Below are 17,940 nucleotides of genomic sequence, written 5' to 3'. Positions count from 1 at the left end.
GAAACAGACGCCTCGATTCTGCGAGACGGCATCGCCTTCATCGCGGGCAAGCCTTGCTCCCACATAGCGGGAGCAAGCTCCCTTGCCACAAAAGCCTGTCCGTTGAAGCAAGGGGCTGTGGCCGATGAACCTCTCCGGCCCCTTCATCCGCCGCCCGGTAGCAACCATGCTCCTGAGCTTCGCGATCATGCTGCTCGGCGGCGTGTGCTTCGGCCTGCTGCCGGTCTCGCCCCTGCCGCAAATGGATTTCCCGGTGATCGTGGTCCAGGCCAACCTGCCAGGCGCCAGCCCCGAGGTGATGGCTTCGACGGTGGCCACGCCGCTGGAGCGTTCCTTCGGCGCCATCGCCGGGGTCAACACCATGAGCAGCCGTTCCAGCCAGGGCTCCACGCGGGTCATCCTGCAATTCGACCTGGACCGCGACATCAACGGCGCGGCCCGGGAGGTGCAGGCGGCCATCAATGCCTCGCGCAACCTGTTGCCCAGCGGCATGCGCAGCATGCCCACCTACAAGAAGGTCAACCCGTCCCAGGCGCCGATCATGGTGCTGTCGCTGACCTCGGATGTGTTGGAAAAAGGCCAGCTCTACGACTTGGCGTCGACCATCCTGTCCCAGAGCCTGTCCCAGGTGTCGGGCGTGGGTGAGGTGCAGATCGGTGGCAGCTCGTTGCCGGCGGTGCGCATCGAACTGGAGCCGCAGTTGCTCAATCAGTACGGCGTGGCCCTGGACGATGTGCGCACCGCCATTGCCAATAGCAACGTGCGCCGGCCCAAGGGCTCGGTGGAGGACGACCGGCGCATGTGGCAAGTCCAGGCCAACGACCAGTTGGAAAAGGCCAAGGACTACGAAACGCTGGTGATCCGTTACCAGGATGGCTCGGTGCTGCGGCTCAAGGACGTGGCGAAAGTCACCGACAGCGTCGAGGACCGTTACAACAGCGGTTTCTTCAACGACGATGCCGCCGTATTGCTGGTGATCAACCGCCAGGCCGGCGCCAACATCATCGAGACGGTCAACGAGATCAAGGCGCAACTGCCGGCGTTACAGGCGGTGCTGCCGGCCAGCGTCAAGCTGAACCTGGCAATGGACCGCTCGCCCGTGATCAAGGCCACCCTGCATGAAGCGGAAATGACCTTGCTGATCGCCGTGGCCCTGGTGGTGCTGGTGGTGTTCCTGTTCCTCGGCAACTTCCGCGCTTCGCTGATCCCGACCCTGGCGGTGCCGGTGTCGCTGGTGGGCACGTTTGCGGTGATGTACCTGTACGGGTTTTCCCTGAACAACCTGTCGCTGATGGCGTTGATCCTGGCGACCGGGTTGGTGGTGGACGACGCCATCGTGGTGCTGGAGAACATTTCCCGGCACATCGACGAAGGTGTGCCACCGATGCAGGCGGCGTACCGGGGGGCGGAGGAGGTGGGCTTCACCTTGCTGTCGATGAACGTCTCGCTGGTGGCGGTGTTCCTGTCGATCCTGTTCATGGGCGGCATCGTCGAGAGCCTGTTCCGTGAATTTTCCATCACCCTGGCGGCGTCCATCGTGGTGTCGCTGGTGGTCTCGCTGACCCTCACGCCGATGCTTTGCGCCCGCTGGCTCAAGCCCCATGTGCCCGGGCAGGAAAACCGCTTGCAGCGTTGGAGCCAGGGGGTCAATGAACGGATGGTCCGTGGTTACGCCACCAGCCTGGATTGGGTGCTGCGCCATCGACGCCTGACCTTGCTGAGCCTGCTGGTGACCATCGGCGTGAACGTCGCGTTGTATGTGGTGGTGCCGAAGACCTTCATGCCCCAGCAGGACACCGGCCAACTGATCGGTTTTGTTCGTGGCGACGATGGGCTGTCGTTCGGCGTGATGCAGCCGAAGATGGAAATCTTCCGCCGCGCCGTGCTCAAGGACGAGGCCGTGCAAAGCGTTGCCGGCTTCATTGGCGGCAACAACGGCACCAACAACGCGTTCATGCTGGTGCGTCTCAAGCCGATCAAGGAACGTAATATTTCCGCGCAAAAGGTCATCGAGCGCCTGCGTAAGGAAATGCCCAAGGTTCCCGGTGCCCAATTGATGTTGATGGCCGACCAGGACCTGCAGTTCGGTGGCGGTCGCGAGCAGACCACCTCCCAATATTCCTACATCCTGCAAAGCGCCGACCTGGCGTCGCTGCGCACCTGGTACCCCAAGGTCGTGGCGGCCTTCCGGGCGTTGCCGGAGCTGACCGCCATCGACGCCCGCGACGGTGGCGGGGCGCAGCAGGTGACGCTGGTTGTGGACCGCGACCAGGCCAAGCGCCTGGGCATCGACATGGACATGGTCACGGCGGTGCTCAACAACGCCTACAGCCAACGACAGATTTCCACCATCTACGACAGCCTCAACCAGTACCAGGTGGTGATGGAGGTCAATCCCAAGTATGCCCAGGACCCGAGCACCCTCGAACAGGTCCAGGTGATCACCGCCGATGGCGTGCGGGTACCGCTGTCGGCCATTGCCCATTACGAGAACAGCCTGGAGGACGACCGGGTCAGCCATGAAGGCCAGTTCGCCTCCGAGGGCATCTCCTTCGACATGGCCGAAGGCGTGACGGTGGAGCAGGGCACTGCGGCCATCGAGCGGACGATCGCCAAGCTCGGGATGCCCGAGGATGTCATCGTGAAAATGGCTGGCACCGCCGACGCGTTCGCCGCCACCCAGAAGAGCCAGCCGTTCATGATTTTGGGCGCGTTGCTCGCGGTGTACCTGGTGCTGGGGGTGCTGTATGAAAGCTACATTCATCCGCTGACCATTCTGTCCACCTTGCCTTCGGCCGGGGTCGGCGCGTTGCTGTCGATCTACGCGCTGGGCAGCGAGTTCAGCCTGATCTCGTTGTTGGGGCTGTTCCTGCTGATCGGCGTGGTGAAGAAAAATGCCATCCTGATGATCGATCTGGCCTTGCAACTGGAGCGTGCCGGGCAGACGCCGCTGGAGTCGATCCGCAGCGCTTGCCTGCTGCGGTTGCGACCGATCCTGATGACCACGCTGGCGGCGATCCTTGGCGCCTTGCCGTTGCTGCTCGGCGCCGCCGAAGGCTCGGAAATGCGCCAGCCGCTGGGCCTGACCATCATCGGGGGGCTGGTGTTCAGCCAGGTCCTGACCCTCTACACCACGCCAGTGGTTTACCTTTATCTCGACAAGCTGCGCCATCGCTTCAACCGCTGGCGTGGCGTGCGCACTGATGCTGCCCTGGAAACTCCGCTATGACCGACCGTTCGCCTTTCAATCTTGCCGCCGTGCTGGCGACCGCCCGTGGCTCGCGGGTGCTGAGCCTGGCGCTGTGCGTGGCGATGCTCAGCGCCTGCGCCATCGGCCCGGATTACCAGCGTCCCGCGGCCGCCGCCCCGGTGCAGTACAAGGAGGCCCAGGGCTGGCGCCAGGCCAACCCCAGCGATGCGATGGCCCGGGGCGCCTGGTGGGAGCTGTACGGCGATGCGCAACTCAATGGCCTGGTGGACAAGCTCAATGCATCCAACCAGACCGTGGCCCAGGCCGAAGCCCAGTACCGGCAGGCCCGGGCGCTGGTGCGTAATGCCCGTGGCGCCTTTTTCCCCACCGTGGACCTGACCGTTGGCAAGACGCGCTCCAGCCAGGGCACCGGTAGCAGCAGTTCAAGCCTGAGCAGTTCGTCCAGCGGCATTCGCGACACCTACAGCGCCCAGGCCGGCGTCAGTTGGGAGGCGGATGTGTGGGGCAAGTTGCGCCGCACCCTGGAAGCCGACGAGGCGAGTGCCCAAGCCAGTTTCGCCGACCTGGCGGCGATGCGCCTGAGCCAGCAATCGGAACTGGTGCAGAATTACTTGCAGTTGCGGGTGATCGACGAACAGAAGCGCTTGTTGCAGACCACCGTCGACAACTACCAGCGCTCCCTGAAAATGACCGAAAACCAGTACCGCGCCGGGGTGTCCGGCAAGGACTCGGTGGCCCAGGCGCAGAATCAGCTCAAGACCACCCAGGGCGACCTGATCGACCTGATCTGGCAACGGGCCCAGTTTGAAAATGCCATCGCCGTGCTCATCGGCCTGCCACCGGCCGAATTCAACCTGGCTGAGACCCAAGACATCCCGACACTGCCACAAATCCCGGTGGCGCTGCCCTCGCAACTGCTCGAACGCCGGCCAGACATCGCCTCGGCAGAGCGCTCGGTGATGGCCGCCAACGCCAACATCGGCGTCGCCAAGGCTGCGTATTACCCGGACCTGACCCTGAGCCTCAGCGGCGGCTACAGCAGCAGCACCTATGACAACTGGGTGAGCGTGCCGAACCGCTTCTGGTCGGTAGGCCCGCAGCTGGCGATGACACTGTTCGATGGCGGCCAGCGTTCGGCCGAGGTCGACCGCACCGTCGCGATCTATGACCAGACCGTCGCCACCTACCGCCAGACCGTGCTCGACGGCCTGCGGGAGGTGGAGAACTACATGATCCAGCTCAAGGTGCTGGAAGACGAAGCCCGCGTGCGCCAGGAAGCCCTGGACGCCGCCCGGGAATCCCTGCGCCTGACGCAGAACCAGTACAGGGCCGGGCTGATTGCCTACCTCGACGTCGTGACTGTCCAGGCCACGGCGCTGAGCAACGAACGCAGCGTGCTGAGCCTGCAACAGAGCCGCTTGATTGCCAGTGTGCAATTGATTGCGGCGCTGGGCGGGGGCTGGGATGGGCAGTTGCAGGCGGACGAAAAGCCCTGAGTGATTGGGTAGCGCCGCAAGGTGCTTTTGTGGCGAGGGAGCTTGCTCCCGCTTGAGTGCGCAGCGCTCATAAAGTAGGGGACTGCTACGCAGTCCAGCGGGAGCAAGCTCCCTCGCCACAGAGTTAATGGCTGTCAAACAGTCCCGCTTTTGGCCGATGCACTGCCTACGTGCCATCGCGATGGCTTGTTATAGTTCACGCCTCTTTTCAGCCGGTAAAGGATCACTGCCATGTCGCAATACCAAGCGTTCAACGTCGAACTTGCAGACAACATCGCCCATGTGCAGATCAATCGGCCGGAAAAGATCAACGCGATGAACGCTGCCTTCTGGCGCGAGATCATTGAGATCTTCCAATGGATCGACGACACCGATGAAGCGCGGGTGGTGGTGCTCAGCGGTGCCGGCAAGCATTTTTCCTCCGGCATCGACCTGATGATGCTGGCAGGCGTGGCCAACGAACTGGGCAAGGACGTGGGGCGCAATGCGCGGTTGCTGCGGCGCAAGATCCTGCAGCTGCAAGCCTCGTTCAATGCCGTGGACAATTGCCGCAAGCCGGTGCTAGCGGCCATCCAGGGCTATTGCCTGGGCGGTGCCATTGACCTGATCTCTGCTTGCGACATGCGTTATGCCGCCGAGGACGCCCAATTCTCCATCAAGGAAATCGATATCGGCATGGCCGCCGATGTTGGCACATTGCAACGCTTGCCGAGGATCGTCGGGGACGGCATGCTGCGTGAACTCGCTTATACGGGGCGCACTTTTGGTGCCGACGAAGCGCGCAGCATCGGCCTGGTCAATCGTGTCTACAGCGACTCCGCCAGCCTGCTCGACGGTGTGATGGGCATTGCCCGGGACATCGCCGCCAAGTCGCCGATTGCCGTGACCGGCACCAAGGCAATGATCAGCTACATGCGCGACCACAGCATCGATGACGGCCTGGAATACGTCGCCACCTGGAACGCCGCCATGTTGCAATCGACCGACCTGCGCGTGGCCATGGCCGCCCATATGAGCAAACAGAAACCCGAATTTCTGGATTGACTGACCATGATTTCACGCTGGACCACCGCAGTACTCGACACCGACGTTCCCGGCGGCTGGGCCGTGGCTCGTAGCCCGGAAGGTTTTCTGTTCGATGACAACGGCGCGCTGTTTCCCCGCGAATGGCTCAAGCGCCAGGACCTGTCGATCCTCGCCGAACACGGTATCGGTCACCTGGATGGCGAGCCGGTCTACCTGTTGGAGTTGCACAGCCCGCTGGACATCCCCGGCTGCAACTGGAAAGGCCTGCGGGCGTTCATGCTCGAGGACGACCACACGCTGTACAAGGTGTTGGGTTATGCGGCGCAGATCGGCACCTGGGCCCGGGAACATCGCTTCTGTGGCAGTTGCGGCAAGCGCATGAACCAGATCCCACTGGAGCGGGCGATGTATTGTGATGCCTGCGACCTGCGTCACTATCCGCGAATTTCACCGAGCATGATCGTGTTGATTACCCGCGGCGATGAAGTCCTGCTGGCCCGTTCGCCGCGTTTTGTCACGGGTGTCTACAGTACCCTGGCGGGGTTTGCCGAGCCCGGCGAGTCGGCCGAGGACTGCCTGGTCCGCGAGGTGCGTGAAGAAGTCAGTATCGAGGTGAAGAACATCCAGTACATGGGCAGCCAGTGCTGGCCGTTTCCCCATTCGATGATGCTCGGTTTCCACGCTGAATATGCCAGCGGCGACATCGTGCCCCAGGAAGATGAGATCGAGGACGCCCAATGGTTCAACGTCCACGACCTGCCACCGTTGCCGGCCTCGCGCTCGATCGCCCGCTACCTGATCGACCTGTATGTGGCGCGGCGCTTAGGCCACGCTGAACCAGTGCTGCCAGGCTAGGCGCACGGTCAAGCCCAGCACCACGGTGATGAACACTGGTCGGATGAACTTCGCGCCGCCGCTGATGGCGGTGCGAGCGCCGAAGAACGCGCCGACCATCACCGACAGGCCCATGCTCAGGCCGATGACCCAGTCTACCTGCCCGGAAAAGATGAACACCGACAGCGCCGCGATGTTGCTGACAAAGTTCATGCTGCGGGCCACGCCACTGGCCTTGACCAGGTCGATGGGGTAGAGCAGCAGGCTGCTGACGGTCCAGAACGCACCGGTACCCGGCCCGGCCACGCCGTCATAGAAACCCAGGCTGAAACCCTGGGATGACTGCCACGTCTTCTTGATCGGCGCATCGCTGTCCAGCGGCGCCTTGGGCGTGCCGCCAAACAACAGGTACAGGCCGCAGGCGAAGACGATCACCGGCAACATCTTGTTCAGCCACTCGGCTGGCAGGTAGTGGGCGACGATGGCGCCGGCCAGGGCGCCGACCAGTGTGCCGATGAGGGCATGGGTCCATTGCCTTGGGTGGAACAACTTGCGCTTGTAGAACGTGAAGCTGGCCGTCGCCGAGCCAAAGGTGGAACTGAGTTTGTTGGTCCCCAGGACCAGGTGCGGTGGCAAACCCGCAGTCAGCAGCGCTGGCGTGGTCAATAGCCCACCGCCCCCGGCAATGGCATCGATAAAACCGGCAATGAAGGCGACAACGGCGAGGATAGCGAGGGTAGTGAGGTCAACGCTGAGTTCGAAAGGCATGGAATGGGCTTATTTTGGCAGGACGCAGAAGGGCTGCGGGAAGGCCGGTATGTTACCCATAATGGTGCAGGGCTGCGACTGCCTAAGGCCTGTGACATTCCCGTGGCGAGGGAGCTTGCTCCCGCTGGGTTGCGTAGCAACCCCAAAATTCCATTCAGTGCACCCACACCGAGTCGCTTGCTTCAGGGCTGCTTCGCAGCCAGCGGGAGCAAGTTCCCTCGCCACAGATTCGATCGTCACTCCGGCCGAAACACCGCTCGCAGGCAGTTCTGCGTCTTCTCCTTGAACATCGAATAACCTTCCACCGACTGCTCCAGTCCCATCGGATGGGTCAGCAGATAGGACGGGTCCAGCTCACCTTTCTGGATGTGCTCGAACAACCGTCCCACGTAACGCTGTCCAGGCTGTTGACCGGAGCGCAGGGTCAGGGATTTATTGACGATGGCGCCCATGGGGAATTTGTCCAGCAGGCCGCCATACACACCGACCACCGACACGGTGCCGCCTTTGCGGCAGGCGCGGATCGACTGGCGCAGCACCGTCCCGCGTTCGGTGTGCAGACGCATCATTTGCTTGGTCTTGTCGTAGAAATAGTCGATCTCTGTGCCGTGGGCCTCCATGCCCACGCAGTCGATGCAGCGATCCGGGCCCCGGCCACCGGTCAGTTCCAGCAAGGCGGCATGCACGTCAGTGGTTTCATAGTTAAGGGCGATGGCACCGGCCTTTTCTTCCGCCAATTGCAAGCGATCAGGCAGGCGGTCGATGGCAATCACCCGTTCGGCCCCCAGCAGATAGGCACTGGCAATCGCCATCAACCCGACCCCGCCGCAACCCCATACCGCCACGGTATCGCCCCGTTGGATGTCGGCGTTATCGGCGGCGAAATAACCAGTGGGCACCGCGTCGGAGACGAATACTGCCTGTTCGTCAGTGACGCCCTCGGGGATCTTGAACAGGTTGACGTCGGCGAACGGCACGCGGATATAGGTTGCGTGACTGCCGGCATAACCGCCAAACGCATGGCTGTAGCCGATGATGCCGCACGCCGGTTGGCCGTAGGCGATGTCCGTTGCGCTGGGATTGGGGTTGGAGTTGTCGCAGCAGGAAAAATCCGAGCGCCTGCAATGTTCGCATTCTCCGCAACCGATGATCGAAACGGTGACAACCCGGTCGCCTTTGCCGAAAGACCTGACGGCCGAGCCGATCTCCACGACTTCACCCATGAATTCATGGCCAATGATGTCGCCGGCCTGCATGGTCGGCACATAGCCGCCCAGCAAATGCAGGTCTGACCCGCACACCGACGACATCTGCACCCGCACGATCGCGTCGCGGGGGTTGAGAATGGACGGATCATCGACGGTTTCAACTTGTAGCTTGTTCGGGCCTTGCCAAGTCAATGCGCGCATCAGGCGTTACCTCCGGTGGAAGGCGTGTGGGCGGATGTGTGAGGGGCCTCTGTGGCCGGATGAACGAACAGGAAGTCCTTCGTGCCGGAGGCGTGCATGCGGTTGGTGCTCACCTCGCCGGTTTCCAGTTGTTGCTTGATGCTGCGCAGCAGGTGCAGCAAGGCTTTGTCCGAGAACTTGGAAATCGCCGCGGCCAAGGCATAACCGGCGGCACCGAGGGGCGCTTGGCAGGCGACGATGACCTTCAACTGCGTGCCACGGCCGGCCGGCGCGTCGCTGAAGTGCATCTGGATGTCATGCTTGAATCGTGTCTCCGGGCCGGCAGTCCAGTGCAGCTTGCGGCCGTCCTTGGGCTCGTCCTGTTGGATGTCACAGTGCAGGGTCTTGTCCATCGGGCCGTGGGCGATCCAGCGGTAAGTGCCTTCACCGGTTTGTTCGATGGCATCGACCCAGGGCACCAGCGCACCCAGGTTGCCCGGGTTGCGACAGAACGCGAAGACTTCTTCCCTGGGTTTGCCCACGGTAATGCTGCGAGAAATGACTTTGCTGCCGCTCCAGTCCCGATCCTGTTCAAAGGCTTGTTCGAACGGACTATGGGTCAGCGCGTGCTTGATCCTGCATGTGCCTGAATAGCCGCGCCAGGCGGCACAGGCGCCGAGCAGCACCTGTGGCCAGCCCTGGAGCCCGCCTTGGCGTAGGCCGTTAGCGATCAACAAGGTGCCCGCCAGTAGCGATACGGCACGTTCCTGCGTGCCGAGATTAGGGTGCGACGGGGTCGGCACCGTAGCCCGGCTCGCAACCAGTTGGGGTCGTTCAAACATGATGGTGTCCTCATTCTCCAGGGGCGACATAAGGAATGAACCGAGGGGAGGCGCGGTTGTTCCATCAACGTACGGGCTTTCCGATGAGGCGAATCCTGGCGATACGGTTCAAGCGTTCGCCAGGGCAGTCCGGGATTCGCCAGCAGGTTTGGGCAGGGAAGGGCAGGCCGACCGTTCGACGATTTTTTTTTGAAATCAAGGGGTTGTCAGCCTAGGCAAATGAGTACATAATTGCGCCCATCGAACGCACTGGGACGTAAAAAATCTCAATGTTTTCAACGAGATAGCGCTGAGTAAGTGCCCTGTTTCCTGACCAGGTTTGTACTGCGGTTGATGTTGCGACATCGCATCAAGCGTCTTGAGGCCGAATAGCAAAATGGTTATGCAGTGGATTGCAAATCCACCTACGCCGGTTCGATTCCGACTTCGGCCTCCACTATTAAAAAGCTCTGTAGATCTATGATTTACAGAGCTTTTTTATTTTCGAAGCATTGAAAGGTTTTGTCTTGAAAAGGGCATAAGCTGCCTTGCTTCAAAGAGGAGGGATGTATATATTCCCCCTCTTACTGCACCAGCCAGGTCATCGGTTTCTGCCGATGCCCCATGGCTCACCGCGCTACCGCCCGAATGGCGAAACTGGTAGACGCATGGGACTTAAAATCCCCCGCTCGTAAGGGCGTGCCGGTTCGATTCCGGCTTCGGGCACCACCTAAAATCAAGGGTTTGCGAGCGAAAGCTGATGCAAACCCTTGTTTGTTTCTGCTGATGAAAACTGCCGAAGAAACGGAGCCCAGCCTCCCAGCCTCCGGGTATTTTCATGGGCAAACCTCTACACTCGGCGTTGAGATTAGCAAGGTGTGGCCAGGCGGTATCTTCCGTCCAGGCCAGCCCGGTGCGCTAATCCTTTGACCATGGAGAGGTATCAAGTGAAAACAATCGCAACGATGAGCCTGTTGGCCTTGATGAGCAGCGGCGCCGCATACGCTGGGGAGACAACGTCCGCCGATGGGAAAACCCTTGCCGTCAGCTTTGGCGAGCCGACCGTCAAGCAAGTGCTGCACTATCGGAAAATGTACGACAAGAAGCCCTTTCCCGATGCGGAAATTTATTACTACAGCAACGGTTTGTACAAAATCATCTCCCAGGGAGAGAACCACTACGGCGTCTACGTCTTGCAGGGTCAATACACTGACGAGACCTACACGGTGAAGTTTATCTCCCTGCCTTCCCCGGACTGGGGAAATAAAACTGCGTTTCACCAGCTCACCTTCATTCGAGGTGATGGGCAGAACGTGTTTATCCAGAACGCGATTGTCGACACTGGCGAGGCCATAGCGCAGCAGAACGGGACCTATACGCAGGAAAAGAACACGGTGCTCAATCCCATCAGTACCGCTTGGCGCAAGCAGTGAATCCGGCGTAAAAAATCTGTTTACCAGCCTAAACAATAGGTTGTGTGAGTATTCTCATGCAACCTGTCAGGTGTAAACCGTCGGTGCCGGCTTTCACAATCGTCGGCGAAACGCCTCAAGAATATCCCGCGTGCCCTTTTTCATTTGCAGTTGGGCAATGGCGTCCAGCGGGTGCCAGAGGCAATCGCTGATTTCATTCTGTGGCCTGGCCGCCGTCAAGTCGCTGACCGACGCTTCGAATACGTGATGCTCGGTTTGCCCGTCATTGATTCGCATCAGGTAGAGCAGGTTTTCGACGTCCAGGCCCGTTTCTTCTGCCAGTTCCCGGATGGCTGCCCCGGCATGGGTTTCGCCGCGTTCAACGGTACCGCCTGGCAGTGCCCAGCGGCTGTTGGCTTTGCGAACCAGCAAAATGTGGCGATTGTCCTCGCAGATGACGGTCGCTCGAATTTTCATGGCGGTACTCGATCTGTGACTGTCATTAAATTGAAATATATCTGCAATATTTGAGCCTGGCATTACCTGCTCGTTCAAATGTGATTTTTTCAGGGTCTTATCAGTACGACCGTGGCGGGGCGGGAAAGACTGAGTTCATTTGCGCTGTCATCCTTCTGATCGGTCTGCTCGACCGCCAGCGCCAGGCTTTTGACCGGTTATCGCCTCAAATTGAATCAGCTGCAAAAAAATGAATCCATGTTGGGTGCAATGGCTGGCCCCGGCAGGGGAAGGACAGACAGATGACCACCGTTGAAGACTTCAAGATCAAATCCCATGAGCTCCTGGTGGAGCTCGATACGGCGACAGCGGAAATGATGAAGCTCATATGTGTCCATCAAATGAGCGGATCGAGCTGGGATGAGGCGGTTCAGCGTCAACATGAAGCCTACGAGCAATGGGTCGCTTATCTGAATGGGCGGGAATAGGCGCCACGCCCGCCCTGGGTGCAAATTCTTTGAACGGCGCTTGAACGGCTGTGCCTAATCCTTAAACCGCCAAGAGGATTGAGCCATGTCTGAATTAGCCAGTTACTTCTGGATCGCTGTCGCGGTGCTTCTGCTGCTCGTGGACCTATGGGCGATCATCAGCGTGTTTCGAAGCGACAAGTCGGCCGGAACCAAGGCTGGCTGGGCGCTGCTGCTGATCATCCTGCCGGTGTTGGGTCTGGTCATCTGGGGCGTGGCCGGGCCGCGTGGCATCAAGGAGCCACCGTCGTCTCCGGAGCACAGCAAGGGCTAGCGAGAACACTGCGCTGCGTGGCCGGCCCGTCACTGGTTCTTCCACTCGCCGCCGGTGGTTTCGCAGTCTTGCTGAGCCTGCTGCAACTGCTCGACCCCATAGTAGTACCACGTCACTTTGGCGTTGTCGGGAAGGTTGGCCGATCCACCGCTCTTGTCTTTACTGGTTGAGCGCGGGTTGGCCAACGCTTCCTGGGTCAGCCTGGCTTGGCATGTCGCCACATACCCCTCGCCACAACGCTCGACTTTGCGCTTCTGGGTACTGATCGTTCCCTTGCTTTCATTGCTGCAAGACCAGTCCAGGGTTTCGGCGGGGACGCCTTTGTATTCGTAGCAGCTACGGCTTTCGATCACCGGAACCGACTGGCTCTGGGATCGGGTGATGACGTCGCAGCCTTGGGCCATGACGGCGGTGGGGCTCGCACAAGCGATCAATAGCAGGATTCTGGCATTCATGTGATTCTCCCTTTGCGGCTTTTGCACCGGTGCCTATCCATTTCGAGGCGCAAAAAAAGCCCGCGTTCCATCAGTTTTCCAACCGGTAGAACTCAGGGGGAAACATCGCTGGCGTGGCGCGTCAGCGGAACTTGGGCAGCGGCGGTTCAGTGGGCTTGAGCGAGGTCAGTGCGCTCTGGATCGACGGGGCGTCCTTGTCGATGTCGTTGAGCCGGTCTCGAATGCGCACGGCGGTGGGGTGCCCGCCTTGGTGGTCGACCCAGTCGGCGATTTCCTTGCAGGCTGCCGTGAGCCTGGCCTGACGCGATTCCAGCAAGGTGAGCAGGGTGGTGATGGACTCTTTTTCGGACATGTCACACCTCCATTCAGGGTTGATGAGGCAGCACAAGAACCCGCCAGGGGCGGGTCTTGCTGTGGTTTAAGCGTAGTTGAGTTATTTCGGATCTGTCGAAGAAACCGGCGCCCGGTCGGACAACCGGTGGGCCGGAAACGGTACGTGATATTTCAGCCGGATTCCTTGACCCAGGCCGGCGCGACGCTTGCCCGCCAGCGCACGTCGGTAATGCCGTATTTTTCCGCAAGGGGCTTGGAAACCCGCTTGACCTTCTCCCTGCCGAATTTCGGTATGCGTCCGACCCCCGCATCGCAGCTGGCCCAATGCCAAGCCTCGGAGTTATTCATCACTTCTGCACGAATAATGAATGACTTGGGTTCGCCATGAAGCATGTAGTCAATGATGTAAAGCGATGGCCCGCCCATAAATCCTCCCTAATTAGTCCTATACGGATGGATACAAAGGCATTCGGAAAATTCCATCGAATTTCCAGACGGTCAAATTTATGCCGCCGAGGCTCAAGCGCGGGGCAAGCGCAAACTTTGCGAGCAGCCATTGTTCACAGCAAGGAACCAAACCCGGTTACCCTTCTCCAAGGTGGGCTTCAACACCGTCGGCCAGGGATCAAAGGCGAGGCAACGCGGCATCAATTAAAGGCAAAACATGAAAAACATCGCCAGGGTGCTGTTCATCGCAGCCCTCGCCATCGGTTTGTCGGGCTGCATTGGCGCCCCCATCGAACTGACGCCGCAAACCGAGCAACGCTTGCGTGAACAACCCCCGATCCGTTTCCTGCTGACATTCGATGATGGGCCCAGTGCATCGTCTTTCTGGAACCCTAGCCTGGCGGTGCTGGACGCCCTGGCGGACAACCCGGTACAGCCCGGCATCAAGGCAGTGTTTTTCCTGCAGACTCGCTCGCCACGCGCCGGTGGCAGCGATATTGGCCGCTCGATAATGCGTCGGCAGCAGGAGGAGGGCCATGTGTTGGCCTTTCATACGGCCACCTACTGGCACACCAATCACCGGTTCCTGAGCCCTGATGAGCTGGAGCAATCGCTCACCCACGGTGGCGATGATATTGCCGCCATGACCGGCGCGGCGCCGTCCCTGGTCAGGCCGCCGTTCTGGAGCTTCGACAGGCGCACTGCGGCAGCTTATCGAGCACATGGCCTGCACATTCTGCTGACCGACCTGAGCGCAAATGATGGCAAGGTCTGGGGTATCACGATGAGCCCCCGGCGGCGCATCAACCTGGTCCGACAACTCTCTGAGGTGCGCGAGCGCATCGCGGCCGGGCAACTGCCAGCGGTGGACGGGGTGATCCCGGTGGTGGTGACGTTTCACGACATCAATCGTTATACCGCCCGGCATGCCCGCGAATACCTGCAAATACTGCTCGACAGCGCCAACGCGACCGGCATGAGGACCGCCGTCAGGCCATTCTATGATGATCGCCAGGCGCTGGAGCGAGCGGCGCTGGCTCGGACGGTCGATCACAGCTCTGAGCACGTACGTTTGCCGGGGCTGTGGGACTGGTTGTGGGATCCCGACGCCCACTGAGGTCGCGACCGACGTCCGGTCGCTACCCATGGACAATCAGCGTGTATGGTAGGCGATGCACCCTTGGTTGAAGTCGGAGGTGACTATGAGTACTGCGATGATGACGAAAATGCACATCAATGGTTATGACGTGCTCAGCATAAACAGCGGTCCGTGGAGGGTCTGCACCCAGGCTGACCGGTTGGGCTCCTTCGTTTCCCGCGAGGAAGCGCTGGCCTACGCCGCCGCGTTGCCGACTCGGAGAAGCCGTAGCGGCCGGCCTGTAAACACGAAATAGGTGGATGCTCACCAATACTGTTCAGGCGACAAACCCGTGGCGAGGGAGCTTGCTCCCGCTTGAGTGCGAAGCGCTCACAAAAGGGGCCGCTACGCAGCCCAGCGGGAGCAAGCTCCCTCGCCACAGGGGACGCGTTTTTCTCCGACACAGTCAGGTACGCGCCAACTCCAACGGTATCTCCAAGGTAAACAGCGCACCTTGCCCCAGTCCATCGCTGTGGACGTGCAGGCGGCCATTCATTTCTACCGCCGCCAGGGCGCAGCTGTGCAGGCCAAACCCATGGCCGTCCTTGCGTGTCGTAAAACCGTGATTGAAGATGCGCGCCAGGTTCTCTGCGGAAATGCCTTCGCCACGGTCCTTGACGCTCAGGCAAAGCGTCGTTTCGTCGAGAATGCGGATTCCCAAGGTCATTTCACGCGGATGTCCCTCGGTGTGCGACATCGCAAACTTGGCATTGCTGATCAGATTGATCAGGACCAGCAACAGCCTGTGCTTGTCGCCCATGATCATGGGTACATCCTGGTAATCCTTGATGACGGTGACGTGGTGCCTGCTGAGGGCGCCCGAATTCATGCGCAGCGCGTCTTCGAACAGGTCGCTGACCTTGAGCGGTTCGATCAGCCTGGCGGCGCCCGCATAGGTTTGTTGGGTCGTGACGATTTCCTTGATGTGATCGATGCTCTTGGTCAACTGCGCCAATTCATCGATCAGCAGCGTCTGTTCGGCGGCGATGGAGTCGACCAACTCGTTGAAGTACCGTGGCAGCAAGCGGCCTTTCTCATCGTGGCTAATGAAGTGGCCAAGGTCCTCGGCATGTTCATTCATCATGTTGACCGCTTTCGTGAGCCCGAGCGTCTTGCTGTGCCTCAACTTGCGGGTTACCACCTCGGCTGAAATATTGACGCTGTTGAGCACATTCCCGACGTTGTGCAGCACGTTCGTCGCGATTTCGGCCATGCCCGCCATCCGGGCCGCCTCCACCAGCTCGCGTTCGGCTTCCATCAGCTCACGGGTGCGCTCCTGCACGCGCTCTTCCAGGCGTTCGTTGGACGATTGCAGCGCCTGGTTGATCTGGTTGATCATGGCGTAGCTGCGAACCAACCGTACCGCCAGGTAGATCATCAACAGCGCCATCAGGCTTGCGCACACGGCCAGGTAGATGTGGTATTGACGGTCCGTTGCGGCGGTCCTGCGCTGTGTCTCGTTCAACAATTCATTGATGCTGTCCAGTTCCTGGGCGACCGGAATGACGCTGATGCGGTCAAGCAGGTCATTGACGACCGGTTGTTCGTGGACGATGGTCCTGACGTGCTGGGTCAGGGTTTTGAAGGGCGCCTGGTCAGTCGCGGGCAATCGTTCGATGTAAGGCTCCAGCTCAGTTAACTTGCCTTGCAACTCCCTGGCTTTGTCCGTCGTGACATAAAGCGCGAACTCCAATGTTGTCAGGGTCAACTCAAGCACATTGGACGCCACGGTCATGCGTTCCAGCGGGCTTACGATATTCATGTCCTTGAGCCGCGTTTGTATCTGGTCTTCAACCTGCGGCAGCGCATCCAGGGATGTGCGTAGATCGGCGTTGTGTCGTTCGAATTGCTCCACCAGCAAGGATTTGTTCTTGACGGCTTCCACATAGCCCTGGCGACGGGACATCCAAAGTGTCGCCAAGGGGCCGGTGTTGTTGAGCTGCTCCAATTGCTGCCAGCGACTGTCGGCCTCCGGTGGCGGGGCCAGGGAGAGGTTGTTGTTGATGCCGATCTTTTTCCTCAGGATCTTGCTGTTCCAGTTCGCATCGGATTGTTTGAGTTGGCGAATGAAGTCGCGGGATTCGAAGTAGGTCGATGAGTCGTACGTGTATGACTTGATCAGAAAGAATATCAGCGCAGAAAACACAATAAGCGCGACGGCCAACAGGGCGGGCCATTTATATTTTTTTATAAGCGTGGTCACGCTGTTCTCCTATGCGCGGTGCTGATCAATGCGTAGGTGAATTCCCGAGGCGGGAGATGCTCAAGACTTGAGCCGAAGGGGAGGCGAGGTAATCGTCGTACGGTGGGTCGTGTCGATCTGCTTTTGCCTGGATGCACGTTGAGCTCCCTGCTAACGATGAACGTCGGGTTCATTGCCGAGTGTAGCGCTAACGAGCGGGATGATGTCTGTCGGGGGCGCTCCCGGGATGGAGCAGGCGCGGCCAGGCAGGCCGCGCCGATGGCGTTACTTGATGTCGATGAAGGGCAGGGCGCTGTTCGGCAGCACGGTGGTTGGCAGCACGCCATTCCAGCGCTCGGCCTTGGTCAGCTCCACCAGGTTCTGGTTGCTGGCCAGGGCCTGGGCCCGCGCCTTGATGGCCTCGGCTTCGGCTTTGCCGCGCAGTTCGGTCGCCAGCGCGTCTGCCTTGGCCTGGGCCACTTGCGAGTCAGCTTCCGCCTGGGCCTGGGTTACCCGGATCTGCGCCTGGACCTGCTCGGTGGCGAGCTGTTGTTCGCGGGTCTTGACTTGGACTTCTGCGGCCATGCGCGCTTCGATGGCCTTCTCGTAGGCGTCACTGAAGTCGATGTTCTCGACCTGGACGCTGTCGATGATCACCGGGCCGGTAATGGTGGCCTTGATGGCCGTGGAAATATCGTTGACCAGTTGGACGCGGTTCTGCACGGCAGCCACGGCGTTGAACTTGCCAAAGACGTTTTCCACCTGGGTAGGCACCTGGCGGCTGATCATCCGGTCGCGGATGCCTTCAAGGTCCTTGAACTGGGTATAGACCTTCGCGACATCGGAAGGCGCGATGTGCCAGGACACGGACACCTTGAGCTCGGCGGACTGTTGGTCCTTACTGTAGGCCTGGAGGTCTTCATAAGCCGTCACTTGGCTCTGGACGCTGATCAGGCGTACCGACTCGATGAACGGCATCTTGAAGGACAGCCCTGGTTCAACCACCCCGACCAGCGCGCCGTTGCGCAGCAGCACGCCGCGCTCGGTTTCGTCGACCGTGTACCAACTGCCAAAGAATACGCATAACAAGAGGATGCTCGCGATTGCAGCAACGATGGAACCGATGGTTTTACTGGTCACTTTTCTTTCCTTGAGTGGCTGGGGAGGGTTTG

Annotated in this window: 18 protein-coding genes and 2 tRNA genes; 11 read left to right on the top strand and 9 right to left on the bottom strand. The window is 60.2% G+C overall.

The annotated features are described in order from the left end of the window. The first annotated feature begins 124 nt into the window (after nt 1-124). The 4 genes from J3P88_RS17495 (at nt 125) to nudC (ending at nt 6,588) form a co-directional block, all read left to right on the top strand. Nucleotides 125-3,229, top strand: coding sequence for an efflux RND transporter permease subunit (locus tag J3P88_RS17495; protein WP_434570589.1), 3,105 nt, complete (start codon nt 125-127; stop codon nt 3,227-3,229). After that, entirely contained in the window at nt 3,226-4,707 is a 1,482-nt protein-coding gene (locus J3P88_RS17490; protein ID WP_434570587.1) for an efflux transporter outer membrane subunit, read from the top strand. The genes J3P88_RS17495 and J3P88_RS17490 overlap by 4 nt, the downstream gene beginning before the upstream one ends. Before the next feature lie 231 nt (nt 4,708-4,938). Beyond that, nucleotides 4,939-5,751 (top strand): crotonase/enoyl-CoA hydratase family protein, encoded by an 813-nt coding sequence (locus J3P88_RS17485; RefSeq protein ID WP_186705742.1) that lies wholly within the window; start codon nt 4,939-4,941, stop codon nt 5,749-5,751. Nucleotides 5,752-5,757: 6 nt separating this feature from the next. Beyond that, the gene (gene nudC / locus J3P88_RS17480) at nt 5,758-6,588 is read left to right on the top strand and encodes an NAD(+) diphosphatase (protein ID WP_186705741.1); all 831 of its coding nucleotides are present in this window, start codon (nt 5,758-5,760) and stop codon (nt 6,586-6,588) included. Here the strand turns inward: nudC and J3P88_RS17475 are convergent. The 3 genes from J3P88_RS17475 to J3P88_RS17465 all read right to left on the bottom strand — a co-directional run bounded on the left by J3P88_RS17475 (nt 6,556) and on the right by J3P88_RS17465 (nt 9,565). After that, nucleotides 6,556-7,335 carry a TSUP family transporter gene (locus J3P88_RS17475; RefSeq protein ID WP_434570585.1) on the bottom strand — a complete coding sequence of 260 codons (780 nt, stop codon included), beginning with the start codon at nt 7,333-7,335 and terminating at the stop codon, nt 6,556-6,558. The genes nudC and J3P88_RS17475 overlap by 33 nt on opposite strands. A 236-nt stretch (nt 7,336-7,571) precedes the next feature. Next, nucleotides 7,572-8,744, bottom strand: a complete 1,173-nt coding sequence (locus J3P88_RS17470; RefSeq protein WP_434570584.1) for a zinc-dependent alcohol dehydrogenase — start codon at nt 8,742-8,744, stop codon at nt 7,572-7,574. Further along, nucleotides 8,744-9,565 carry an SRPBCC family protein gene (locus J3P88_RS17465; RefSeq protein WP_434570582.1) on the bottom strand — a complete coding sequence of 274 codons (822 nt, stop codon included), beginning with the start codon at nt 9,563-9,565 and terminating at the stop codon, nt 8,744-8,746. Before J3P88_RS17465 ends, J3P88_RS17470 begins: the two co-directional genes overlap by 1 nt. 362 nt (nt 9,566-9,927) lie before the next feature. Here J3P88_RS17465 and J3P88_RS17460 point away from each other — a divergent pair. From J3P88_RS17460 to J3P88_RS17450, 3 genes are all read left to right on the top strand, one after another. Continuing rightward, nucleotides 9,928-10,001 (top strand) — tRNA-Cys (locus J3P88_RS17460). 185 nt (nt 10,002-10,186) lie between these two features. Beyond that, nucleotides 10,187-10,273: transfer RNA gene (locus tag J3P88_RS17455), tRNA-Leu, on the top strand. 236 nt (nt 10,274-10,509) lie between these two features. Next, nucleotides 10,510-10,977 carry a hypothetical protein gene (locus tag J3P88_RS17450; RefSeq protein WP_434576518.1) on the top strand — a complete coding sequence of 156 codons (468 nt, stop codon included), beginning with the start codon at nt 10,510-10,512 and terminating at the stop codon, nt 10,975-10,977. A gap of 93 nt (nt 10,978-11,070) precedes the next feature. Here the strand turns inward: J3P88_RS17450 and J3P88_RS17445 are convergent, their stop codons facing one another. Next, complete coding sequence (locus tag J3P88_RS17445) at nt 11,071-11,433, bottom strand: NUDIX hydrolase (RefSeq protein WP_250964678.1); 363 nt, start codon at nt 11,431-11,433, stop codon at nt 11,071-11,073. Nucleotides 11,434-11,714: 281 nt separating this feature from the next. Here J3P88_RS17445 and J3P88_RS17440 point away from each other — a divergent pair, with 281 nt between their 5' ends. Together J3P88_RS17440 and J3P88_RS17435 are read left to right on the top strand one after the other, a co-directional pair. After that, nucleotides 11,715-11,900, top strand: a complete 186-nt coding sequence (locus J3P88_RS17440; RefSeq protein ID WP_434570580.1) for a hypothetical protein — start codon at nt 11,715-11,717, stop codon at nt 11,898-11,900. 85 nt (nt 11,901-11,985) lie between these two features. Continuing rightward, nucleotides 11,986-12,213, top strand: coding sequence for a PLD nuclease N-terminal domain-containing protein (locus J3P88_RS17435; RefSeq protein WP_186705733.1), 228 nt, complete (start codon nt 11,986-11,988; stop codon nt 12,211-12,213). A gap of 29 nt (nt 12,214-12,242) precedes the next feature. On the opposite strand, the gene J3P88_RS17430 is transcribed toward J3P88_RS17435, so the two are convergent. From J3P88_RS17430 to J3P88_RS17420, 3 genes are all read right to left on the bottom strand, one after another. Continuing rightward, nucleotides 12,243-12,668 carry a hypothetical protein gene (locus J3P88_RS17430; protein WP_186705732.1) on the bottom strand — a complete coding sequence of 142 codons (426 nt, stop codon included), beginning with the start codon at nt 12,666-12,668 and terminating at the stop codon, nt 12,243-12,245. Between the two features lie 121 nt (nt 12,669-12,789). Beyond that, nucleotides 12,790-13,020, bottom strand: coding sequence for a hypothetical protein (locus tag J3P88_RS17425; protein ID WP_057450824.1), 231 nt, complete (start codon nt 13,018-13,020; stop codon nt 12,790-12,792). Between the two features lie 152 nt (nt 13,021-13,172). After that, complete coding sequence (locus J3P88_RS17420; RefSeq protein ID WP_047226592.1) at nt 13,173-13,427, bottom strand: DUF6555 family protein; 255 nt, start codon at nt 13,425-13,427, stop codon at nt 13,173-13,175. A 238-nt stretch (nt 13,428-13,665) separates the two neighbouring features. Here J3P88_RS17420 and J3P88_RS17415 point away from each other — a divergent pair, with 238 nt between their 5' ends. Beyond that, on the top strand, nt 13,666-14,565 hold the full coding sequence (locus tag J3P88_RS17415; protein WP_434570578.1) for a polysaccharide deacetylase family protein: 900 nt from the start codon (nt 13,666-13,668) through the stop codon (nt 14,563-14,565). Nucleotides 14,566-14,650: 85 nt separating this feature from the next. After that, a complete protein-coding gene (locus tag J3P88_RS17410; RefSeq protein ID WP_434570576.1) occupies nt 14,651-14,842 on the top strand; it encodes a DUF2188 domain-containing protein in 192 nt (63 codons plus the stop codon). Nucleotides 14,843-14,992: 150 nt separating this feature from the next. Here J3P88_RS17410 and J3P88_RS17405 read toward each other — a convergent pair whose 3' ends face one another. Beyond that, entirely contained in the window at nt 14,993-16,789 is a 1,797-nt protein-coding gene (locus J3P88_RS17405; protein WP_434570574.1) for a DAHL domain-containing protein, read from the bottom strand. A 264-nt stretch (nt 16,790-17,053) separates the two neighbouring features. Next, nucleotides 17,054-17,908 (bottom strand): SPFH domain-containing protein, encoded by an 855-nt coding sequence (locus tag J3P88_RS17400; protein ID WP_434570572.1) that lies wholly within the window; start codon nt 17,906-17,908, stop codon nt 17,054-17,056. Nucleotides 17,909-17,940: the final 32 nt, after the last annotated feature.

It is taken from the genome of Pseudomonas sp. Z3-6 (genome assembly GCF_051131985.1).
Classification (GTDB): domain Bacteria; phylum Pseudomonadota; class Gammaproteobacteria; order Pseudomonadales; family Pseudomonadaceae; genus Aquipseudomonas; species Aquipseudomonas zanjanensis.
The sequence above is the reverse complement of the archived record's forward strand: the minus strand, read 5'-3'. Positions and strand labels throughout refer to the sequence as shown.

What these genes read in the sequence shown, in the direction of transcription:
- J3P88_RS17495 (WP_434570589.1), top strand. Translation starts at nt 125, where the DNA reads ATGAACCTCTCCGGCCCCTTCATCCGCCGCCCGGTAGCAACCATGCTC.
- J3P88_RS17490 (WP_434570587.1), top strand. Translation starts at nt 3,226, where the DNA reads ATGACCGACCGTTCGCCTTTCAATCTTGCCGCCGTGCTGGCGACCGCC.
- J3P88_RS17485 (WP_186705742.1), top strand. Translation starts at nt 4,939, where the DNA reads ATGTCGCAATACCAAGCGTTCAACGTCGAACTTGCAGACAACATCGCC.
- nudC (WP_186705741.1), top strand. Translation starts at nt 5,758, where the DNA reads ATGATTTCACGCTGGACCACCGCAGTACTCGACACCGACGTTCCCGGC.
- J3P88_RS17475 (WP_434570585.1), bottom strand. Translation starts at nt 7,335, where the DNA reads ATGCCTTTCGAACTCAGCGTTGACCTCACTACCCTCGCTATCCTCGCC.
- J3P88_RS17470 (WP_434570584.1), bottom strand. Translation starts at nt 8,744, where the DNA reads ATGCGCGCATTGACTTGGCAAGGCCCGAACAAGCTACAAGTTGAAACC.
- J3P88_RS17465 (WP_434570582.1), bottom strand. Translation starts at nt 9,565, where the DNA reads ATGTTTGAACGACCCCAACTGGTTGCGAGCCGGGCTACGGTGCCGACC.
- J3P88_RS17450 (WP_434576518.1), top strand. Translation starts at nt 10,510, where the DNA reads ATGAGCCTGTTGGCCTTGATGAGCAGCGGCGCCGCATACGCTGGGGAG.
- J3P88_RS17445 (WP_250964678.1), bottom strand. Translation starts at nt 11,433, where the DNA reads ATGAAAATTCGAGCGACCGTCATCTGCGAGGACAATCGCCACATTTTG.
- J3P88_RS17440 (WP_434570580.1), top strand. Translation starts at nt 11,715, where the DNA reads ATGACCACCGTTGAAGACTTCAAGATCAAATCCCATGAGCTCCTGGTG.
- J3P88_RS17435 (WP_186705733.1), top strand. Translation starts at nt 11,986, where the DNA reads ATGTCTGAATTAGCCAGTTACTTCTGGATCGCTGTCGCGGTGCTTCTG.
- J3P88_RS17430 (WP_186705732.1), bottom strand. Translation starts at nt 12,668, where the DNA reads ATGAATGCCAGAATCCTGCTATTGATCGCTTGTGCGAGCCCCACCGCC.
- J3P88_RS17425 (WP_057450824.1), bottom strand. Translation starts at nt 13,020, where the DNA reads ATGTCCGAAAAAGAGTCCATCACCACCCTGCTCACCTTGCTGGAATCG.
- J3P88_RS17420 (WP_047226592.1), bottom strand. Translation starts at nt 13,427, where the DNA reads ATGGGCGGGCCATCGCTTTACATCATTGACTACATGCTTCATGGCGAA.
- J3P88_RS17415 (WP_434570578.1), top strand. Translation starts at nt 13,666, where the DNA reads ATGAAAAACATCGCCAGGGTGCTGTTCATCGCAGCCCTCGCCATCGGT.
- J3P88_RS17410 (WP_434570576.1), top strand. Translation starts at nt 14,651, where the DNA reads ATGAGTACTGCGATGATGACGAAAATGCACATCAATGGTTATGACGTG.